The 17899-nt window shown below is 66.2% G+C and carries 22 protein-coding genes; 14 read left to right on the plus strand and 8 right to left on the minus strand.

Going from position 1 to position 17899, the window contains the following annotated elements; all coding sequences use genetic code 11:
* Positions 1 to 64: 64 nt before the first annotated feature.
* The gene (gene argB, locus G3574_RS09850) at positions 65 to 976 is read right to left on the minus strand and encodes an acetylglutamate kinase (protein ID WP_163962507.1); all 912 of its coding nucleotides are present in this window, start codon (positions 974 to 976) and stop codon (positions 65 to 67) included.
* Positions 977 to 1144: 168 nt separating this feature from the next.
* Here argB and G3574_RS09855 point away from each other — a divergent pair, with 168 nt between their 5' ends.
* Entirely contained in the window at positions 1145 to 1345 is a 201-nt protein-coding gene (locus G3574_RS09855; RefSeq protein WP_163962574.1) for a cysteine-rich CWC family protein, read from the plus strand.
* A gap of 37 nt (positions 1346 to 1382) precedes the next feature.
* On the opposite strand, the gene G3574_RS09860 is transcribed toward G3574_RS09855, so the two are convergent.
* From G3574_RS09860 to G3574_RS09870, 3 genes are read right to left on the minus strand one after another with little or no spacing between them, the layout of a single operon-like run.
* Entirely contained in the window at positions 1383 to 2285 is a 903-nt protein-coding gene (locus tag G3574_RS09860) for an SPOR domain-containing protein (protein ID WP_163962509.1), read from the minus strand.
* Positions 2279 to 3061, minus strand: coding sequence for a type III pantothenate kinase (locus G3574_RS09865; RefSeq protein WP_163962511.1), 783 nt, complete (start codon positions 3059 to 3061; stop codon positions 2279 to 2281). The genes G3574_RS09860 and G3574_RS09865 overlap by 7 nt, the downstream gene beginning before the upstream one ends.
* Before the next feature lie 12 nt (positions 3062 to 3073).
* Entirely contained in the window at positions 3074 to 3862 is a 789-nt protein-coding gene (locus G3574_RS09870) for a biotin--[acetyl-CoA-carboxylase] ligase (RefSeq protein ID WP_163962513.1), read from the minus strand.
* A gap of 134 nt (positions 3863 to 3996) precedes the next feature.
* On the opposite strand from G3574_RS09870, the gene G3574_RS09875 reads away from it, so the two are divergent.
* The 10 genes from G3574_RS09875 to G3574_RS09920 all read left to right on the plus strand — a co-directional run bounded on the left by G3574_RS09875 (position 3997) and on the right by G3574_RS09920 (position 12481).
* Positions 3997 to 5115 (plus strand): MlaE family ABC transporter permease, encoded by a 1119-nt coding sequence (locus G3574_RS09875; RefSeq protein WP_163962515.1) that lies wholly within the window; start codon positions 3997 to 3999, stop codon positions 5113 to 5115.
* 1 nt (position 5116) lies between these two features.
* The gene (locus G3574_RS09880; protein ID WP_163962517.1) at positions 5117 to 5905 is read left to right on the plus strand and encodes an ABC transporter ATP-binding protein; all 789 of its coding nucleotides are present in this window, start codon (positions 5117 to 5119) and stop codon (positions 5903 to 5905) included.
* Entirely contained in the window at positions 5895 to 6827 is a 933-nt protein-coding gene (locus G3574_RS09885) for an MlaD family protein (RefSeq protein WP_163962518.1), read from the plus strand. The genes G3574_RS09880 and G3574_RS09885 overlap by 11 nt, the downstream gene beginning before the upstream one ends.
* 11 nt (positions 6828 to 6838) lie before the next feature.
* Complete coding sequence (locus G3574_RS09890; RefSeq protein WP_163962520.1) at positions 6839 to 7510, plus strand: ABC-type transport auxiliary lipoprotein family protein; 672 nt, start codon at positions 6839 to 6841, stop codon at positions 7508 to 7510.
* 97 nt (positions 7511 to 7607) lie between these two features.
* Positions 7608 to 8750 (plus strand): VanZ family protein, encoded by a 1143-nt coding sequence (locus G3574_RS09895; protein WP_163962522.1) that lies wholly within the window; start codon positions 7608 to 7610, stop codon positions 8748 to 8750.
* A gap of 49 nt (positions 8751 to 8799) precedes the next feature.
* Positions 8800 to 9117, plus strand: coding sequence for a (2Fe-2S) ferredoxin domain-containing protein (locus G3574_RS09900; protein WP_163962524.1), 318 nt, complete (start codon positions 8800 to 8802; stop codon positions 9115 to 9117).
* Between the two features lie 26 nt (positions 9118 to 9143).
* Positions 9144 to 9767 (plus strand): alpha/beta hydrolase, encoded by a 624-nt coding sequence (locus tag G3574_RS09905; RefSeq protein WP_163962526.1) that lies wholly within the window; start codon positions 9144 to 9146, stop codon positions 9765 to 9767.
* Positions 9768 to 9892: 125 nt separating this feature from the next.
* On the plus strand, positions 9893 to 11041 hold the full coding sequence (locus G3574_RS09910) for a D-alanyl-D-alanine carboxypeptidase family protein (protein WP_163962576.1): 1149 nt from the start codon (positions 9893 to 9895) through the stop codon (positions 11039 to 11041).
* A gap of 261 nt (positions 11042 to 11302) precedes the next feature.
* The gene (locus tag G3574_RS09915; protein WP_163962528.1) at positions 11303 to 12148 is read left to right on the plus strand and encodes a D-amino acid aminotransferase; all 846 of its coding nucleotides are present in this window, start codon (positions 11303 to 11305) and stop codon (positions 12146 to 12148) included.
* 63 nt (positions 12149 to 12211) lie between these two features.
* Positions 12212 to 12481: an HP0495 family protein gene (locus G3574_RS09920; RefSeq protein WP_163962578.1), complete on the plus strand. Its 270-nt coding sequence runs from the start codon at positions 12212 to 12214 to the stop codon at positions 12479 to 12481.
* 25 nt (positions 12482 to 12506) lie between these two features.
* Here G3574_RS09920 and gcvA read toward each other — a convergent pair whose 3' ends face one another.
* The gene (gene gcvA, locus G3574_RS09925; RefSeq protein WP_163962530.1) at positions 12507 to 13406 is read right to left on the minus strand and encodes a transcriptional regulator GcvA; all 900 of its coding nucleotides are present in this window, start codon (positions 13404 to 13406) and stop codon (positions 12507 to 12509) included.
* Positions 13407 to 13563: 157 nt separating this feature from the next.
* Between gcvA and G3574_RS09930 the strand changes: the two genes are divergently transcribed.
* The 3 genes from G3574_RS09930 to G3574_RS09940 all read left to right on the plus strand — a co-directional run bounded on the left by G3574_RS09930 (position 13564) and on the right by G3574_RS09940 (position 15216).
* Entirely contained in the window at positions 13564 to 13932 is a 369-nt protein-coding gene (locus G3574_RS09930) for a DUF2917 domain-containing protein (RefSeq protein ID WP_163962532.1), read from the plus strand.
* A 28-nt stretch (positions 13933 to 13960) separates the two neighbouring features.
* Entirely contained in the window at positions 13961 to 14275 is a 315-nt protein-coding gene (locus G3574_RS09935; protein WP_163962534.1) for a cupin domain-containing protein, read from the plus strand.
* A gap of 80 nt (positions 14276 to 14355) precedes the next feature.
* Positions 14356 to 15216 carry a DMT family transporter gene (locus G3574_RS09940; RefSeq protein ID WP_163962536.1) on the plus strand — a complete coding sequence of 287 codons (861 nt, stop codon included), beginning with the start codon at positions 14356 to 14358 and terminating at the stop codon, positions 15214 to 15216.
* On the opposite strand, the gene G3574_RS09945 is transcribed toward G3574_RS09940, so the two are convergent.
* The 3 genes from G3574_RS09945 to G3574_RS09955 form a co-directional block, all read right to left on the minus strand.
* Positions 15217 to 16383, minus strand: a complete 1167-nt coding sequence (locus tag G3574_RS09945; RefSeq protein WP_163962538.1) for a benzoate/H(+) symporter BenE family transporter — start codon at positions 16381 to 16383, stop codon at positions 15217 to 15219. It abuts the gene before it with no gap.
* Between the two features lie 39 nt (positions 16384 to 16422).
* On the minus strand, positions 16423 to 17436 hold the full coding sequence (locus G3574_RS09950) for an asparaginase (RefSeq protein WP_163962540.1): 1014 nt from the start codon (positions 17434 to 17436) through the stop codon (positions 16423 to 16425).
* Positions 17437 to 17630: 194 nt separating this feature from the next.
* The coding region (locus G3574_RS09955) for an ABC transporter substrate-binding protein (protein WP_163962542.1) at positions 17631 to 17899 on the minus strand (269 nt) is incomplete at its 5' end.

The raw sequence follows: 17899 nt of genomic DNA on the forward strand, positions 1-17899 counted from the left end.
CCCGCTTTAATCGCGCCGCATTCGTTCCCTCCCCTTGAAGGGGAGGGAGCTTAGGGAGCCTGCCTCAATGCGACCGGATCATCGTCCCGAACGCCTGCTCCGTCAGCACTTCCAGCAGCAGCGAATGCTCGATGCGGCCGTCGATGATATGCACCGTGTTGACGCCCGACTTCGCCGCGTCCAGCGCGGAAGAGATCTTGGGCAGCATGCCGCCGGAAATGGTGCCGTCGGCGAACATCTCGTCGATCTCGCGCGCTGACAGGTCGGTGACCAGGTTGCCCTGCTTGTCCATTACGCCGGGGATGTTGGTCATCATGATCAGCTTCTCGGCCTTCAGGATCTCGGCGATCTTGCCGGCCACGAGGTCGGCGTTGATGTTGTACGCCTGGCCATCCTCGCCGAAGCCGATCGGGGAGATGATGGGAATGAAGGCGTCATCCTGCAGAGCCTTGACCACCGCCGGGTTGATGGCGTCGATTTCGCCGACGAAGCCGATGTCGAGAAACTGGCCCGGCTTTTCCTTGTCGGGCATCTGCATCTTGCGGGCGCGGATCAGGCCGCCGTCCTTGCCGGTGAGGCCGACCGCCTGGCCGCCGTAGTGGTTGATCAGCATGACGATGTCCTGCTGCACCTCGCCGCCGAGCACCCACTCCACCACTTCCATGGTTTCCTCGTCGGTGATGCGCATGCCCTGCACGAAGGTGCCCTGCTTGCCGATCTTCTTCAGCGCGTTGTCGATCTGCGGGCCGCCGCCATGGACAACGACGGGATTCATGCCGACCAGCTTGAGCAGGATGACGTCGCGCGCGAATCCATGCTTGAGATGCTCTTCGGTCATCGCGTTGCCGCCGTACTTGACCACGATGGTCTTGCCGTGGAACTTGCGGATGTAGGGAAGTGCCTCGGCCAGGATCTGGGCTTTGATCTGCGGGGCGACAGTACTCAGGTCGGTTGATGGGTTGGTCAGATCCGTCATGGCAATTCCAGAAAAATGAACTCCGCGATTTTACAGGGAATGGAAGAGGATTTCTGCATCCGTGGGGCAGCTTTTCCTTGCGCCGGGGCCGCGGGGGATCTAGGATTTGCGGAAATGGCAAGGCTTTTGCGCGGCGCGGGGAGCCGCCAGGCCGGAAAGGAAACGGAGATGAGTGTTTGCGCGCGCTGCGGCGCGGAGTTCAGATGCGGCATGGCCGATGGCGGAGGCGGCGGCGAACCATGCTGGTGCACCAGGATGCCGGTGCTGCCGTCGAGTGCTTATGAAGTCGCGGCAAAGTGCTTTTGCCCGGACTGCCTGCGGGCAAAGGTTGATGGCTTGGTGGTGGAGCCGGAGGATGGCGGGGATTAGGTTTGCAGTAAGTCCAACAAGCTTCTGTCATTCCCGCCTACTCGCAGGCCCGCACTTCCTGCCGGGCGAAATTCGACTTGATCTTTTCCACCAGCCATTTCTTTTCCGGCTCCAGGTTGCGGAACTGGTACGCCACCAGGTTGGCATGTACCGCGCGCTGTCCGATGCGCGCCGAGCGCACGCCCTTGGCATTGAGCGCCGCCAGGTGCGCCCGTGCCGCCTCCTCGGTGCGGAACACGCCGAGCGAAATGCCCCATCGCAGCGGCGAGCTGTCGGGCATGATGTAGAAGTCGTTGATGCCGAGGCGGCGCAGTTCGCCCGCCTTCCTGTCGGCGGCGTCCTTGTCGGCCTGGGGCGGGATGTAGACGATGTGCGACACCACCTCCTGCACCGTGCGCTCCGACGCGCGCTCCGCCAGGCTGGAACTGGTGAGCTGGGCGCTGAAGCGCTTCGCTTCCTCGGGGTTGAAGTTGCCGACTTCCAGGCAGGCGGCGAGGTCGGGCTTCTTGTCGATCACCTTGGCCACGGCGGGTTCGGCCTTGGATTCGGATGTCGGTTCTGCCTTCGTCTCAGCCCTGGTTTCCGGCTTGGTTTCTGCCTTCGTCTCCGGCCTGGCTTCGGCTGCAGCCGGGCGTGCAGGCGGCGTCTCCTGCCTAGGATCCGGGCCAGCCTCGGATTTCGCGTCCGGCTTGCCAACCGGCGCCGGCGCACTCTCCGCACCCGGTGCCGAGGCCGCCACCAGCGAAGCCGCCGGCTCGGCGGCGCCCGCCTCCTGCGCGCCCGCGGAAACAGGCAGGATCCTCACCTTGTCGGCATTGAGCTGGTTGCCCATGCGCGCCGGCTCGCGTCCGCTGGAAACAATCGCCTCCAGGGCGCCGCGCTGGTAGGCGAACAGCGCGGCGTTGGCGAGCAGGAAAAGCCAGAAGAAGAATTTCAGCATGGCGCCTTACCGGTCATGGCCGCCTGGTGCAGGCCGATCAATACGAGGTTTTCCACTTGCGCATGCGGCACCGAAAGGTGGGGCGCCACCAGCGGCGCGGCGCCGCCGGAGAGCAGGCAGCGCACCGGCAGGCCCGACTGTCGCGCATGGATGGCGACCGCGCGCTCGATGGCGCCGGCCTGGGCCGCGAGGCAGCCGCTGGCGATGGCCGCGTCGGTGTTGTCGGCGAAGGGCGCGTCCACGGCGAGGTCTTCGGCGATCTGCGGCAATTGCGCGGTGTTGCGAGCGAGCGAGCTGGCCATCAGGCCCAGCCCGGGCAGGATCATCCCGCCCAGGAAGACGCCGTCTGCGCTGACCGCGTCGATCGTGGTCGCGGTGCCGCAGGTGGCGACGATCAATGCCTCGCCGGGATGCAGGGCATGGGCGCCGATGGCCGAGGCAAAACGGTCGCAGCCGAGCTGGGCCGGCTGGCGGTAGCCATTGCGCAGGCCGGCCAGTTCGGGCGACGAGCAGAACCATTCCAGCGGCACCGGCGCGAGGCCGAACACGTGCGCCAGCAAGGTTTCGAGCTCCTCGCGCATGGCTTGTCCGGCGACGTTGGAGATCAGCACGCGCACGATGCTCGCGCCGCGCCAGGCGCCGGGCAGTTCGGCGAGCCGGGCATGCTCCACCCGCCCGCAGCCGGACCACTTGCCGAGCGCGTCGCGGCCGCGCATGGCAATCGGCACGAGCGCCCATTTCACGCGGGTGTTGCCCGCATCGATCAGTAACAGCATGGTGTTCTTTTCCTATTCCTTCGGGCGCAGCGACACGTCGCCCGCCATCACCGCGATCCTTCCCCGCGGCGTGTCCAGCAGGAGACGGCCGATGTCGTCGATGCCCGCCGCGCGCCCTTCGTGCAGCACGCTGCCGTTGTCGAGGATAACCACCTCGCGGCCGGCATGCGCGTGCCTGGCGTTCCAGCGGGCGGTGAAGGCCGGCAGGCCGCGCTGCTCGAACAGCAGCATGGCCTCGGCGAGATGATTGAGCAGCGTGGCCAGCAGCAGGTCCTGGTCGAGTTCCAGCAGCCAGTCCGCGCCGGCCGCCGGCCGGCCGATCCGCGCCAGCATCGCCGCGTCCATCGCGAGGTTGATGCCGATGCCGATCACCGCCCAGCTCTCCCGCCCCGCCGCGCCGTCGCCGGCCGCGGTTTCGATCAGGATGCCGGCCAGCTTGCGACCATCGGCCAGCAGGTCGTTGGGCCACTTCAGGCGGGCGTCGAGGCTGAGGCTGGCGAGCGCCTCGGCCAGCGCGACGCCGACCGCCAGCGGCAGGCCGACGAGGCCATGCACCGGCCGGCCGAAGGGCCATGCCAGGGAAAACGTGAGCGACTTGCCCGGTTCGGACAACCAGCTTCGTCCGGCGCGGCCGCGGCCGGCGGTCTGGGAGCGCGCCAGCAGCAGGGTCGGGCCGTCGAGGCGCGGCAGGGCGGACAGCAGGTCGAGATTGGTCGATCCAGTTTCGTCCACGAAGCGCAAGGCGATCCGCCGCGCGGGCGGATGGCAGAGCGAAGCGATGCGGTCGGGTGTATGCGTCATGCCGGGATTGTAGCGGGATGCCCCGCCGCAGTCACCGCAAGCCGCCGGGATTTGTTGGCGGAGCCTGCCGGGGCCAGGTTCGCGGCTTGCGCCACGCCCATGACGCTGCGGCCAATCTCCCTTACACTCGGGGGATGCCAATCCAGCAACCCCCCATGATCTCCATCGAGCAGGGAACGCCGCCCATCGTGCGCGCGGGCGGACGCTGGCAGGTGCAGGCGATGGCAGCGCCCCGCCTCCTGCCCTCCCTGGCGCGGCAGGCGCGGGGCGCCGGTCAAAATGCCGCATGGGACTTGCGCGGCATCAGCAAGCTCGATCACATCGGCGCACAGTGGTTCTGGAACGCTTGGGGCGGACGCCGTCCGCCGGGGCTGCAGCTCGCGCCGGAGCACGAGGAAATCTTCCGGCGTCTGGAACAGGCCGCATCTCTTGATTTGCCTCAACAATCCGGCCAGCCCTGGTGGTCGGTCGACAGCCTCGCCCGGGGACTGCGCAACATGAGCGGGCATGTCGTCGGCTTCATCGGCCTGATCGGCCAGCTCACGCTGGACCTCGGGCATTTCCTGCTCCATCCCGGCAAGGGGCCGTGGAAGGAAATCTCCTCGAACGTCTATCACATCGGCTACCGGGCGCTGGGCATCACCGCGCTGGTGGGATTTTTGATCGGCGTGGTGCTGTCCTACCTGTCGGCGCAACAACTGCACACCTTCGGCGGCGACATTTACCTGGTGAACATCCTCGGCATGAGCATCATCCGCGAACTCGGCCCCATGCTGGCGGCCATCCTCGTCGCGGGACGCTCGGGATCGGCGATCACGGCCCAGCTCGGCGTGATGCGCGTGACCGAGGAACTCGACGCCATGCTGGTAATGGGCATGCCGCACGGTTTCCGGCTGATCCTGCCGCGCGTGCTGGCGCTCGCGGTGTCGATGCCGCTGCTGGTGGTCTGGACCGACGCCATCGCCCTGCTCGGGGGCATGGCGGCCGCCAAGCTGGAACTCGGCCTCTCGGCCACGTATTTCCTGAAGCAGCTGCCGACGGCGGTGCCGCTGACCAACTACTGGATCGGCCTGGCCAAGGGCGTCACCTTCGGCGCGCTGATCGCCCTGGTGGCCTGCCATTTCGGCCTGCGCATCAAGCCCAATACCGAGAGCCTGGGCCAAGGCACGACGCTGTCCGTGGTGAGCGCGATCACGGTCGTCATCGTGGCCGACGCGGTGTTCGCCATCCTGTTCAAGGGCGTGGGATTCTGACATGGAAACGGTGATCGACATCCGCGGCCTCTGGACCCAGTTCGGCGACGTCGTCGTGCACCGCGACCTCGACATGCGGGTCGAGCGCGGCGAGATCGTGTCGCTGGTCGGCGGCTCGGGCTCCGGCAAGACCACGCTGCTGCGCCAGATGCTGGGCCTGGAGCGGCCGACGCGCGGGCACGTAAAGGTGTTCGGCGTGGACGTGCACGGCGGCGATGCCGAGTCGCAGGACTTGCGCAACCGCTGGGGCATGCTGTTCCAGCAGGGCGCGCTGTTCTCGGCGCTGAGCACCTTCGAGAACGTGGCGCTGCCGCTGCGCGAGCTGCGCACCCTGCCGGAAGACCTGATCCGCGCGGCGGCGCTGCTCAAGCTGGAGATGGTCGGCCTGACGCCGCAGGATGGCCTGAAGATGCCCGCCGACCTGTCTGGGGGAATGATCAAGCGCGTGGCGCTGGCACGCGCGCTGGTGCTGGAGCCGGAACTGCTGTTCCTCGACGAACCCACGGCCGGGCTCGATCCCGACCTCTCGGAAAGCTTCGTTTCGCTCATCCGCACGCTGCACCGCGAGCTCGGCCTGACGGTGGTGATGGTGACGCACGACCTCGACACCCTGTTCGCGCTGTCCACGCGCATCGCGGTGCTGGCCGACAAGCGCGTGATCGCCAATGCCCCGCCGCAGGAGGTGCTGGCGCTGGACCATCCCTTCATTCACGAGTTCTTCCTCGGCGAACGCGGCAAGCGCGCCATGGAAGTGCTGCACAACAAGGATGTGACCCATCATGGAGAATAAATCGCATGCCCTCGTCGCCGGGGCCTTCACCCTGGTGCTGCTGACCGCGGTGGTGCTGCTGGCGATGTGGTTCAACCGCGACCGGGTGCAATGGGTGCCCTACGAGATCGCCACCAAGCTGTCCATTCCCGGCCTCAGCCCGCAGGCGGCGGTGCGCTACCGCGGCCTGGAGGTCGGCAAGGTCGACGACATCATCTTCGACCCGAAGGCGGTCGGGCAGATCCTGGTGCACATCAGCGTCAAGCCCGACACGCCGGTCACGCGGTCCACCTTCGCCACGCTTGGCTACCAGGGCGTGACCGGCATCGCCTACGTGCAGCTCGACGACGACGGCACCAAGCCGGTGCGCCTGCCCAGCTCCAAGGAACAGATCGCGCGCATCGAGATGCGCCCCAGCCTGTTCGACGAACTGCAGAACCGCGGCCTGGCCATCCTCAAGCAGACCGAGGAAATCGCGAAGCGCGTCAACGGCGTGCTGACCCCGGAAAACCAGGAAGCCATCGTGGCGGCCTTCAACAACGTGAGCAAGGCAGCCAATGAGATCAGCGCCATTCCGCGCCAGCTCCAGCCCACCCTGGCGCAGCTGCCGCAGCTGACCACGCAGGCGCAGCGCTCGCTGGCTTCCATCAATACCCTGTCGAACGACGCGACGCGGCTGACCAATAGCCTGAACCGCCTGTCCGCCACGCTGGGCGCGCCGAACGGTCCGGTGAACCAGATCGGTTCCGCCGCCGAACAGGTGGGCGCGGTCGCCATCCGCCTGGAAAACGAGGCGCTGCCCCTGGCCACCGACGTCCGCTCGTCGCTGCGCGCGCTCAACCGCACGCTGGAAAGCCTGAACGAACGCCCGCAGAGCGTGCTGTTCGGTTCGCCCGGCCTCACGCCCGGACCGGGCGAGGCAGGATTCAACCCGTCAAGATGAGGACCTGGCAGATGAATGACACTTTCGCATCAGGCGGGCGCGGCCGCCGTCCGGCATGGCGGCTGGTCGCCAGCGTTTGCCTGGCCGCGCATCTTGCGGGCTGCGGCATCGCGCCGCGCTCCTCGCCCGCCATGCAGTTCGATCTCGGTCCCGCGCCGGCCGCCTCCGCGCCGGGCCTGCCGGCATTGCCGCCGGTCAGCATCGCCGACATCGGCGTGCCGAACTGGCTCGACCGTCCGCTGATGTACTACCGCCTCAACTACGACAATCCGATGCAGCCGCGTCCCTACGCCAGCAGCCGCTGGACGATGGCGCCGGCCGAACTGATCGAGCAGCGCCTGAAGCAGCGCATCGTTTCCGCCGGCGGCATCGCCCTGTCGGCATCGGACGGCGCCAGCAACGTCCCGGTGATCCGCATCGAAACCGACGATTTCATCCAGGTCTTCGACGCCCCGGGCCGCAGCGCCGGACAGGTCACGCTGCGCGCCTCGGTGTATCGCGGCCGCAGCCTGCTGGGTCAGAAGACAGTGGCGCGGACGGTGCCCGCGCCCACGCCGGATGCCAGCGGCGGCGCGCGGGCGCTGGCGGAGGCGACGGATGCGGCCTGCCGGGATCTGATCGTGTGGCTCGGGAGCCTGCCGTTGCAGGCGGCGGGGGCGCAAGGGGCTCCGGCTGGCAGGTAAGGGGGCGGGGTGGGGTATCATTCTCGCGAAGCGCTGACCTCTCCCTCCCCTTGAAAGGGAGGGAGAGGTCAGCGCTTCGCGATACATAAGCCCCCTCATGCCAGCAGCCCGCCCCAACCTGCCGATCCCGCCCATCCGCCACGACGCCTCGCTTTTCGCCCGCGTCGGCCTGCTGATGTACACCGTGCTCATCGTGTACGCCAGCCTGTACCCGCTGTCGCACTGGCACAGCATGGGCGTGCCGTTCTGGTCCTTCCTGTTCGCGCCGCTGCCGCATTACTGGACGGCGTTCGACGTCGTCGTCAACATCATCGGCTACATGCCGTTCGGCGCGCTGGCGGTGTTCGCGCTGTATCCGAACGTGCGCGGCGTGGCGGCGCTGCTGATCGCGACCTGCGGCGGGGGCCTGCTTTCCCTGCTGATGGAATCCATCCAGACCTACCTGCCGAACCGGGTGCCGTCCAACCTGGATTTCCTGACCAATGAATGCGGCGCGCTGCTCGGCAGCCTCGCGGCTTGGCGCTCGACCCGGTTCTTCCTCGAGGAAAGCCGCCTGCTCGCCTTGCGGCAGCGCTGGCTTTACCGCGATGCCGGCCGCGGCCTGATCGTGGTCGGCCTGTGGCCGCTGGCGCAGATCTTCCCGCTGGCTTATCTGTTCGGCCACGGACAGGTCCTGCCGGTGGTGTCGTCCTGGCTCGGCGCGCTGCTCGAGCGTCCCGTCGACCTCGGCGACCTGCTGCGCCGGGGCGCCGAACTGCAGCCGCAGCAATACTGGTTGGCGGAAACCATCATTACCGCCTCCGGCCTGACGGGCGCGGTGCTGGCCGCGTCCTGCCTGCTGCGCAAGCAGGCGCCGCGCGCCTGGCTGCTGACGGCGCTGGTGGCCGGCGCCCTGGCTGTCAAGTCGCTGGCCTGCGCGCTGATCTTCGAGCCGGAAAACGCCTTCGTCTGGCTGACGCCCGGCGCGCAGGGCGGCCTGCTGGTAGGCACCATGATGCTGTCGGGACTCATCTTCGCGCCGCATACCGCCCAGCGCCGGCTGGCGATCTTCAGCCTCGCGCTTTCCATCGGCGCGGTCAACTATGCGCCGCCCAACCCGTATTACCTCGCGACCATGCAGACCTGGCCCCATGGCAAATTCCTCAACTTCTACGGCGCCGCGCAATTCCTGGCCCTGTGCTGGGCTTTCTTCGCCATCTGGCTGCTGCTGCGGCCGGTCGAACGCCTGAAAGGGAAGTGACGCGGGTGTATGATTCCGGCTTTGCTTTCTTTGCACGGAAAGACCCGCCATGAGCGATACGCCCTACTATGAGCATCACGTCTTCATCTGCCAGAACTACCGCGAAGAAGGCCGTCCCTGCTGCGCCGACAAGGGCGCCAAGGAAGCGCAGGAACACGCCAAGAGCCGCATCAAGAAGCTCAACCTCAACGGCCAGGGCAAGGTGCGCATCAACAAGTCCGGCTGCCTCGACCGCTGCGAGGAAGGCCCGGTGATCGTGATCTACCCCCAGGGCACCTGGTACACCTACGTGGACACCAATGACATCGATGAAATCATCGACGAGCACATCGTGGGCGGCCGCGTCGTCGAGCGCCTCAAGATCTGATCGCGCCCCATTGTCATGACATTGCCATGAATTCGCAGACCCAATATTTTTCCCTCACCGGCCCGGCGGGCAACCTGGAGTGCGCGCTCGACCTGCCCGACACCGCGCCGCGCGGCATCGCGCTGGTGGCGCATCCGCATCCGCTCTATGGCGGCACCATGGACAACAAGGTCGCACAGACGCTGGCGCGCGCCTTCGTCGCGATCGGCTATGCCACCGCGCGCATGAACTTCCGCGGCGTCGGCGCCTCGGAAGGCGCGCATGACCACGGCAAGGGCGAGACCGATGACATGGCCCTGCTGCTGGCGCACATGCAGGAGCGTTTTCCCGGACTGCCGGTCGCGCTCGGCGGTTTCTCGTTCGGCACCTTCGTGCAGGCGCAATTGCAGGTGCGCCTCGCCGACGAAGGCCGTCCAGCGGAACGCCTGGTGCTGGTCGGCAGCGCCGCCGGCAAGTGGGCGATGCCGGACGTTCCCGCAAACACTATCCTCATCCATGGCGAACTCGACGACACCATCCCCCTGTCCGCCGTCCTCGACTGGGCCCGCCCCCAGGATCTCCCGGTGCTGGTGATTCCCGGCGCCGATCATTTTTTTCATCGCAAGTTGCAACACATCAAGAATTTCGTGGTCGAAAGCTGGCACCGCTGATTGCGGCCAGGAAATGCGTTGACGTTCTGCTCTGATTCCGCGAATCGGGGCAAAGCCGGCGCTATAATTCGCCACTTGTTTTCTCCCGCCAATCTTTTGGATTGGCAACTCCTTCCTATTGCATGATGAAAAAACTGTTCGCGGCCTTCATTGCCACCGTCCTCTCCCTGTCCGCTGCATGGGCGCAGCAGCTTCCGCCGCCGACCATCGCGGCCAAGTCATGGATCCTGCTGGATGCCACCAGCAACCAGGTGCTTGCTTCGCAAGACCCCACGATGCGGATCGAACCGGCATCGCTTACCAAGATCATGACGGCTTACCTGGCCTTTTCCGCCATCAAGGAAAAGCGCCTCGACCCCAACCAGATGGTGAACGTCTCGGTGCGCGCGTGGAAGGTCGATTCCAGCAGCTCCAAGATGTTCATCGATCCCGCCACGCCGGTGAAGGTGAATGACCTGCTCTATGGCCTGATCGTGCAGTCGGGCAACGACGCGGCGGTGGCGCTGGCCGAAGCGGTGTCCGGCACCGAGGATGCCTTCGTCACGCTGATGAACCGCGAGGCCGAGCGCATGGGTCTCAAGAACACGCACTTTGCCAATCCGCACGGCCTGCCGAGCCCGGACAACTATTCCACCGCGCAGGACCTGGCCGTCATGGCCGCGCGCCTGATCGCCGACCATCCGGACTACTACAAGATCTACTCCACCAAGGAGTTCACCTACAACAAGATCACCCAGCCCAACCGCAACCGCCTGCTCTGGCTGGATCCGACGGTCGACGGCATGAAGACCGGCCATACCTCCGGCGCCGGCTATTGCCTGGTCGCGACCGCGAAGCGTCCGAACGGCCAGAGCGGCGACCGCCGCCTGATCTCGGTGATCCTCGGCACCGTGTCCGACCAGGTCCGCGCCCAGGAAAGCCAGAAGCTGTTGAACTGGGGCTTCCAGAACTTCGATACGGTGCGCCTGTACGCGAAGAACCAGGCGGTGGAATCGCCGCAGGTCTGGAAAGGCACGCAGAACCAAGTCAAGATCGGCTTCACGCAGGACGTCTACGTTACCCTGCCTAAGGGCGTCGCCGACAAGCTCAAGCCGGTGCTCGAGCGCAAGGACCCGCTGGTCGCGCCGGTGGCGCAAAACAGCAAGGTCGGCCTGCTCAAGATGATGGTCGATGGCAAGCCGCTGGCCGAACTGCCGGTGGTGGCGCTGGAACAGGTCAACCAGGCCAGCATCTTCGGCCGCGCGGTGGACTCGGTGCGCCTCTGGCTGAAGTAAGAGGCGCCTCTCGCCGCGACGACGTCGCGGCATGAATGCAAAGGCATCGCTTCCGGTGGAAGCGATGCCTTTCTGCTTTTCGGCGCAAGGCTTGGTTTCAGCTTTACCCGGGTTATGCAAAGCTTGCATGGTTTTCCCGCGGAAACGGCCGGGATCGTCCCGCTCGATGCGAACTCGGCATGCCTGCCCGCCCCGCCTTGTGCCAGAATGACCCATCTCCCTCGCGCGTCATCGCGCAGCAGCCCAAGAAAGGAAACACCCATGCAAGACCCGCTGGTCTATCTCAATGGCGACATGACCCCGCTTTCCGAAGCAAAGATTCCCGTGCTCGACCGCGGCTTCATCTTCGGCGACGGCGTGTACGAAGTGGTGCCGATGTATGGCCGCAAGATGTTCCGCGCGAAGCAGCATCTCGCGCGCCTGTCCCGCAGCCTCGATTCGATCGGCATTCCCAATCCGCACAGCGAGCAGGAATGGCTGGCGCTGGTCGACAAGGTCGCCGCCGCCTTTCCCGCCGACGACCAGCTGATCTACCTGCAGGTCACGCGCGGTGTGGCCAAGCGCGGCCATGCCTTCCCGAAGGAGGTCACGCCGACGGTCTTCATCATGACCAATCCGCTCACGCTTCCCTCGGCCCAGGCCCGCGAGCAGGGCGTGTCCTGCGTCTCGCTCGAAGACCGCCGCTGGCTGCGCTGCGAGATCAAGTCGGTGTCATTGCTGGGCAACGTTCTGGCCGCGCAGCATGCGGCGGAAAACGAAGCGGTGGAAGCTATCCAGTTCCGCGACGGCTTCCTGACCGAGGCCTCGGCATCCAACGTGTGGATCGTGAAGGACGGCCAGCTCCTGGCGCCGCCGAAGGACAACCTCATCCTCGAAGGCATCCGCTATGGCTTGCTCGAGGAGCTGTGCGAGCGCGGCGGCATCGCGTTCACGTCCCGCCGCATCCCGCGCGAGGAAGTGTTCGCGGCGGACGAAGTGCTGCTGACTTCCGCCTCGAAGGAAGTCTTGCCGGTCGTCAGCATCGACGGCCAGCGCATCGGCGACGGCAAGCCCGGCCCGGTGTTCCGCAAGCTCTACGCGGCCTATCAGGAAGCCAAGAAGGCGTAAAATAACGGCATGTTCAATTCGCTCCGGCGCGGCGCGCCGGACGCGCGTGCCGGAATCGCCACCATGTCCCAGCCTACCGACAGCCTCATCGAATATCCCAGCGATTTTCCCATCAAGATCATGGGCGTGATGCAGGATGAATTCGCCGAAACCATCGTGCAGGTAGTCCAGCGCCACGATCCCGACTTTCACGCGGGAAAGATGGAAATGCGGGCATCCTCGCAGGGCAAGTACTTGTCGCTCACCGCCACGGTGCGCGCCACCAGCCGGGAACAGCTCGACAACCTCTACCGCGAACTGTCTTCCCATCCGATGGTGAAGGTGGTGCTGTAGAAACCCCTGCTGCACCCCTGCCCTGTCAGCCGCCCAGCCCTTCCTTCTGAAGCTCCTCCATCAGCCAGGCGCGGAACGCCTGCACCTGCGGCTTGCGCATCGCCTCCGGCGGGCAGACGAGATAATAGGATTGCGGGCAGCGCACCTGCACGTCGGACACCCTCACCAGCTCGCCTGAAGCCAGTTCGTTGAGCGCAATCACATGGCGCGCCAGCGCGATGCCGTGCCCTTCCGCAGCGGCACGCACCAGCATCGAGGAATCCTGGAAGACCAGGCCGCCGGCCGGCTCGTCGAGGTCCAGCCCCGCTTCGCGGAACCAGGGCGTCCACGGCTCTCCTTCGCAGCGCAGGAGCAGGCTCTGAGCCAGCTTTTGCGGCGTGCGCGGCAGCTTGCCGCCGTTGAAGCGCGGACTGGCCACCGGATAGTAGTAGTCGTCGGTCAGCTTCTCCACCAGCAAGCCCGGGTAATTGCCGCCGCCGAAGCGTATTCCCACGTCGACGCCCTCGCGCACGAAGTCGGTCAGCGCGCCGCTGGATTGCAGCATCACTTCCAGTCCGGTATGGTTTTCGATGAAGTTGCCGATGCGCGGCGAGAGCCAGCGCGCGGCGAAGGAAGGCAGGGCGGTGATGGTCAAGCGCTTCTGCCGGGTGTCGGCGCGGATCGACTCCGCCGCCGTGGCGATGTCGGTCAGGGCCTTGCGCAGCGTGGCGGCGAAACGCTCGCCCTCCAGAGTGATCGCGATCCGCTTGCCATGCCGGGCGAACAAGGCCACGCCCAGCTCTTCCTCCAAAGCCCTCACCTGGTGGCTGATCGCGCCATGGGTGACGTGGATTTCCTCGGCCGCGCGTGAAAAATTCTGGTGCCGGGCCGCGGCTTCGAAGGCCCGCAGGGCCGCAAGATTCGGAAGTTTTCTGAGGTCCGCCATGGATCCGCCGTTTGCTAATCTGCCTAACAAGGGAATGGAAAATATATCGTTTAGACAAGCGGCTTGCAAGCACTAGAATCACTTTACGCATCAGGCAATTCAGCCACCGACGCAAGCATGCGAGGCATGCCGCGATGCGTTTTCAGGAGCCATCATCATGAGAGGATTGTTTGCAAACCCGTCGTTGACCATTCCCGCCGGCGAAGCCGCATCCGGCGTGGCCGTTCGTTCCGAGACCCTGCGCGTCCGCTCCGGCCGCGTGTGGATCACCGTGGAAGGCCAGTCCCACGACTACTGGCTGCATGCGGGCGACAGCTTCACCGCCGCACCGGGCCGGCAGATCGTGGTCGAAGCCGACCGGGATGACAGCCGTCTCGACCTCGTGCCAACAATTCAGTGGTCCACCATGCTCAAGCTGCTGGCACGCGATCTCGTGCAACGCTTCACCCGTTCCGGCCATGTCGTGGTGCAGCGCTGCAGCCGCAACTTGAGCAACGTGCGCAACGAAGTGCGCAGCATTCCTTGACCTTGACGCAACGGACGGGAAAGACGTCATGCAGAAAATCATTCGCAGCGGCGCCTTCATCGCCGACCGTGCCTGGGGAGCGCTGGACATCGCCAGCATGAACGGCGTGACGGCGCGCCTGCACTGGACCGACCAGCCTTACCGCTGGCATGTCAACGACGGCGAGGAAGTATTCGCCGTGCTCAACGGGCGCGTCGCCATGCATTACCGCGAGGCGGGCGAGGAAAAGATCGCCTTGCTGGAAACCGGCGACGTCTTCTTTGCCGGCGCGGGATGCGAACATATCGCTCATCCCCAGGGCACGGCGCGCGTGCTGGTGGTGGAAAAGGAAGGCAGCGTATAGCGGAAAGCGCCTGCGCCCGCCCCGGCGATCGGCTATCATGCCGCCTTCCCTTCCGCCCTCCGTGGCGGCGCGGGCACGCCATGAACGTCAACGTACTGATCCTGCTGCTGGTGACCCTGGTCTGGGGCACCACCTTTCCCCTGCTGAAGTCGGCCGCCGCCGACCTCGGCGGCGTGGAGATCTCGACCTTCCGCTTCCTGGTCGCGGCCGCCTGTATGTCGCCCTTTCTCCTGAAGGCGACGCGCGCCGCCTGGCGCGACGGCATGCTGCTCGGCGCCCTCGGCCTGGCCTCCTACGTCACGCAGGCCTACGGCCTGCAGCACATCTCTTCCAACCGCAGCGCCTTCCTGACCAGCCTGAACGTGCTGATGGTTCCCTTCCTCGGCATGCTGTTCGGCGGCGCGCCGGACCGGCACGTGCTCTCCGCGGGCGCGATCGCCTGCATCGGCATCGGCCTGCTGTCGTGGGAAGGCGGAGGCAACCTTGCGGGCGATGGCGCGACGCTGCTTTGCGCGCTGGCCTACGCGCTGTACGTGATCGTGCTGTCGCAACGCTCGGCGCGCCACGATTCCCGGCAGCTTGCGGCGACCCAGATCGCGGTCATGGCGGTGCTGGCAACGATCTGGCTGCTGGCACGGGAGGCGGGATCGCCGGAACTGGCGACCTTGCCGTCGCGGGTGGCAAGGCATGGCTGGACGCTGGCCTACCTTGGCGCGGTGGCCACCGCCGGCATGCTGTTCCTGCAGGCGCTTGCCCAGCGTCATGTCGCCGCCGGCAAGGCGGCCATCATCTACGCCATGGAGCCGGTGTTTGCCGCCGGATTCGGCTGGCTCTGGCTGGGCGAGATGCTCGGCATGCGCGGCGCGTTCGGCGGCGCGCTGGTGATCGGCGCGATCGTGTTCAGCGAACGCGCGGGCGCGTCCCGCGCGAAGGCGGCCTGATCAGCGCCTGCCTCCGCGCAGCACCAGCATCGCGATCGTTCCCGCAACCAGGCCCCAGAAGGCCGAGCCGATGCCGAACAGGCTGACGCCGGAGGCGGTCACCAGGAAGGTGATCAATGCCGGCTCGCGGTCATGTTCGTTCGCCAGGGCGGCAGCCAGGCCGTTGCCGATCGTGCCCAGCAAGGCGAGACCCGCCACGACCAGCACCAGTTCCCGCGGGAAAGCGGCGAACACCGCGCCGACGGTGGCGCCGAACAAGCCGATCAGCAAATAGAACATGCCCGCGGCCACCGCCGCGACGTAGCGCCGCGACTTGTCTTCATGCGCCTCGCGCCCCATGCAGATCGCCGCCGTGATGGCCGCGAGATTCATGGCAAAGGCGCCGAACGGCGCCAGCAGCAGGTTCACCACGCCGATCGAACCGATCACCGGCGACAAGGGCACGCTGTATCCCGACGCGCGGATCACCGCCACGCCCGGCACGTTCTGCGAGGCCATGGTCACGACGAACAAGGGCAGGGCCACGCCGATCAATGCGGTCAGCGAAAAGCGGGGCATGACGAATTCCGGCCGGGCCAGTTCGAGATGCAGGGCCTCGGTCTTCAGCAGTCCCAGCGCGGCCGCGATGAGGATGCCCAGGGCCAGCGTCGCCACCACCGCGTAACGCGGGGACACGCGGCGCATGGCGAGATAGGCAAGGAACATCGCCAGCGCCATGCCGAACTGGGTTTTCATGGCGACGAACACATCCATGCCGAAACGCAGCAGCACGCCGGCCAGCATGCCCGACGCGATGGACACGGGCACCCGGTTGATGGCGCGCTCGAACAGTCCGGAGTAGCCGGCGATCACGATCATGGCCGCCGATGCCAGGAAGGCGAACGTTGCCTCGCCGATCGGCACGCCGGCCGCGCCGGTGATGAGCATCGCTGCGCCGGGCGTGGACCAGGCCGTGACCACCGGCACCTTGTAGCGCAGCGACGGCAGGATGCAGGTGACGCCCATGCCGATGCCCAGCGCCCACATCCAGGACGCCAGTTGCGAGGGCGTGGCGCCAACCGCCTGCGCCGCCTGGAACACGATCACCGCCGAACTCGTGAATCCGACGAGAACGGTGACGAAGCCGGCAATGATCGCCGGCACGGAAAGGTCTTTGAAAAAGGACATGACTCTGGAATGGAAAAGCGGGAGGGACGGAGACCCGCGTCAGGCGGAAATTTCGCCGCATCGGTCCTGCGCGAAGGCCAGGCGCACCTGCCCGGGTTCGAGGCCGAGCGCGAACAGGTGGTGCAGCTTGGCGTAGATGGCCTCGAAGCTCATGTCGCCCGCGGATACCACGCCGGCGCGCGTCATTTCCGCGCCGGCAGCGTAGGCGCCGATCGTGACCGCGCCGAAGGGCGCCTGGCTGCAGCCGACGAGCACGGTGCCTTCCCCGCTGGCGCGTGCCAGCATGTCGATCAATGCCGGATCGCGGTCGGGCGCATTGCCGGCGCCATAGCATTGCAGGATCAGGGCTTGCGGGCGCAGGTCCAGCATCGCCTTCAGCACTTGCAGCGGCATCCCTGGCAGGAAACGCAGCGACAGCACCGTGGCGCGGCCGTAGTCGGGCAGCTCGAAACGTTCCGCGTCCGCCCGCGGCAGCAGCGCATGATGGTCGAGGCGCAGCTGGATGCGTTGCTCGCCGAGCCAGGGATAGTTGGGCGTATCGAAGGCTTGGAGGTGTTCGGTGCTCATCTTGGTGCAGCGGTTGCCGCGCAGGAGGCGCTGGTTGAAATACACCGCCACTTCGCTGATGGCGTCGCTGCAGGCAAACTGCAGGGACGTGACGAGGTTCTGCAGCGCATCCGAGCGCGGTGCCTTCAAGGGGATCTGCGAGCCGGTGACGATGACCGGCTTGCGCAGGCCGCGCAGCATGAAGGACAGAGCCGATGCCGTATAGGCCATCGTGTCGGTGCCATGCAGAACGACGAAGCCATCATGGCCATCGTAGCGGGCGGCGATGTCGCGGCCTACCGTCTGCCAGTCGGCGGGCGTGGCGTTGCTGCTGTCGATGGGTTTCCCGTAGGGGTAGAGCGTGTAGCGCGGCAGGCCGTCCGCCTGGTCGAGCAGGGTGGACAGCACGTCCGGAAAATCCGGCATGGGAGCGTAGCCTTGGGCGGTGGCTTGCATGCCGATGGTGCCGCCGGTGTAGAGCAAGGCGATGTGCTTGTTGCTGGTCATGCCTGGGTTTCCTGAAAGTCCGGGGACGCGTGGAATTGGGAGTCGGTATGATAATTGGATTCCCGCCTTCGCGGGAATGACAGGCGTTGGCGGGAATGACAGGCGTTGGCGGGGATGACTGCGGCAGCTTGTCGCCGTCCCAAGAAAAAACCCGGCCGAGGCCGGGTTCTGTCATGCAGGGAACGAGCCGGTGATTACTTCGTCACCGCCAGCTGCGTGCGCTTGCCACCCTTGTAGGTGTACAGCGTCAGCGTGCCGTCCTTGATGTCGCCCTTGGCGTCGAACGCGATGTTGCCCGTCACGCCCTTGTAGTTGATCTTCGCCAGCTCCGGCAGATACTTCGCCGGCTCCGCCGAGTTCGCCTTCTTCATCGCCTCGACCATCACCATCACCGCGTCGTACACGTACGGTGCATAGATCTGCACGTCGCTGTTGAACTTCTTCTTGTACGCTGCCTTGAAGT

Origin of the sequence: Noviherbaspirillum galbum (assembly GCF_010974945.1) — a bacterium.
In the GTDB taxonomy this organism is placed as follows: Bacteria; Pseudomonadota; Gammaproteobacteria; order Burkholderiales; family Burkholderiaceae_D; genus Noviherbaspirillum; species Noviherbaspirillum galbum.

Bases quoted from the DNA above. Each gene is read 5' to 3' on its own strand.
- G3574_RS09865 (WP_163962511.1), bottom strand. From the start codon at position 3,061: ATGCTGTTACTGATCGATGCGGGCAACACCCGCGTGAAATGGGCGCTC.
- G3574_RS09900 (WP_163962524.1), top strand. From the start codon at position 8,800: ATGAGCGATACGCCCTACTATGAGCATCACGTCTTCATCTGCCAGAAC.
- G3574_RS09875 (WP_163962515.1), top strand. From the start codon at position 3,997: ATGCCAATCCAGCAACCCCCCATGATCTCCATCGAGCAGGGAACGCCG.
- G3574_RS09870 (WP_163962513.1), bottom strand. From the start codon at position 3,862: ATGACGCATACACCCGACCGCATCGCTTCGCTCTGCCATCCGCCCGCG.
- G3574_RS09880 (WP_163962517.1), top strand. From the start codon at position 5,117: ATGGAAACGGTGATCGACATCCGCGGCCTCTGGACCCAGTTCGGCGAC.
- G3574_RS09910 (WP_163962576.1), top strand. From the start codon at position 9,893: ATGAAAAAACTGTTCGCGGCCTTCATTGCCACCGTCCTCTCCCTGTCC.
- G3574_RS09950 (WP_163962540.1), bottom strand. From the start codon at position 17,436: ATGACCAGCAACAAGCACATCGCCTTGCTCTACACCGGCGGCACCATC.
- G3574_RS09860 (WP_163962509.1), bottom strand. From the start codon at position 2,285: ATGCTGAAATTCTTCTTCTGGCTTTTCCTGCTCGCCAACGCCGCGCTG.
- G3574_RS09905 (WP_163962526.1), top strand. From the start codon at position 9,144: ATGAATTCGCAGACCCAATATTTTTCCCTCACCGGCCCGGCGGGCAAC.
- G3574_RS09935 (WP_163962534.1), top strand. From the start codon at position 13,961: ATGCAGAAAATCATTCGCAGCGGCGCCTTCATCGCCGACCGTGCCTGG.
- argB (WP_163962507.1), bottom strand. From the start codon at position 976: ATGACGGATCTGACCAACCCATCAACCGACCTGAGTACTGTCGCCCCG.
- G3574_RS09915 (WP_163962528.1), top strand. From the start codon at position 11,303: ATGCAAGACCCGCTGGTCTATCTCAATGGCGACATGACCCCGCTTTCC.
- G3574_RS09940 (WP_163962536.1), top strand. From the start codon at position 14,356: ATGAACGTCAACGTACTGATCCTGCTGCTGGTGACCCTGGTCTGGGGC.
- gcvA (WP_163962530.1), bottom strand. From the start codon at position 13,406: ATGGCGGACCTCAGAAAACTTCCGAATCTTGCGGCCCTGCGGGCCTTC.
- G3574_RS09895 (WP_163962522.1), top strand. From the start codon at position 7,608: ATGCCAGCAGCCCGCCCCAACCTGCCGATCCCGCCCATCCGCCACGAC.
- G3574_RS09885 (WP_163962518.1), top strand. From the start codon at position 5,895: ATGGAGAATAAATCGCATGCCCTCGTCGCCGGGGCCTTCACCCTGGTG.
- G3574_RS09920 (WP_163962578.1), top strand. From the start codon at position 12,212: ATGTCCCAGCCTACCGACAGCCTCATCGAATATCCCAGCGATTTTCCC.
- G3574_RS09930 (WP_163962532.1), top strand. From the start codon at position 13,564: ATGAGAGGATTGTTTGCAAACCCGTCGTTGACCATTCCCGCCGGCGAA.
- G3574_RS09945 (WP_163962538.1), bottom strand. From the start codon at position 16,383: ATGTCCTTTTTCAAAGACCTTTCCGTGCCGGCGATCATTGCCGGCTTC.
- G3574_RS09890 (WP_163962520.1), top strand. From the start codon at position 6,839: ATGAATGACACTTTCGCATCAGGCGGGCGCGGCCGCCGTCCGGCATGG.
- G3574_RS09855 (WP_163962574.1), top strand. From the start codon at position 1,145: ATGAGTGTTTGCGCGCGCTGCGGCGCGGAGTTCAGATGCGGCATGGCC.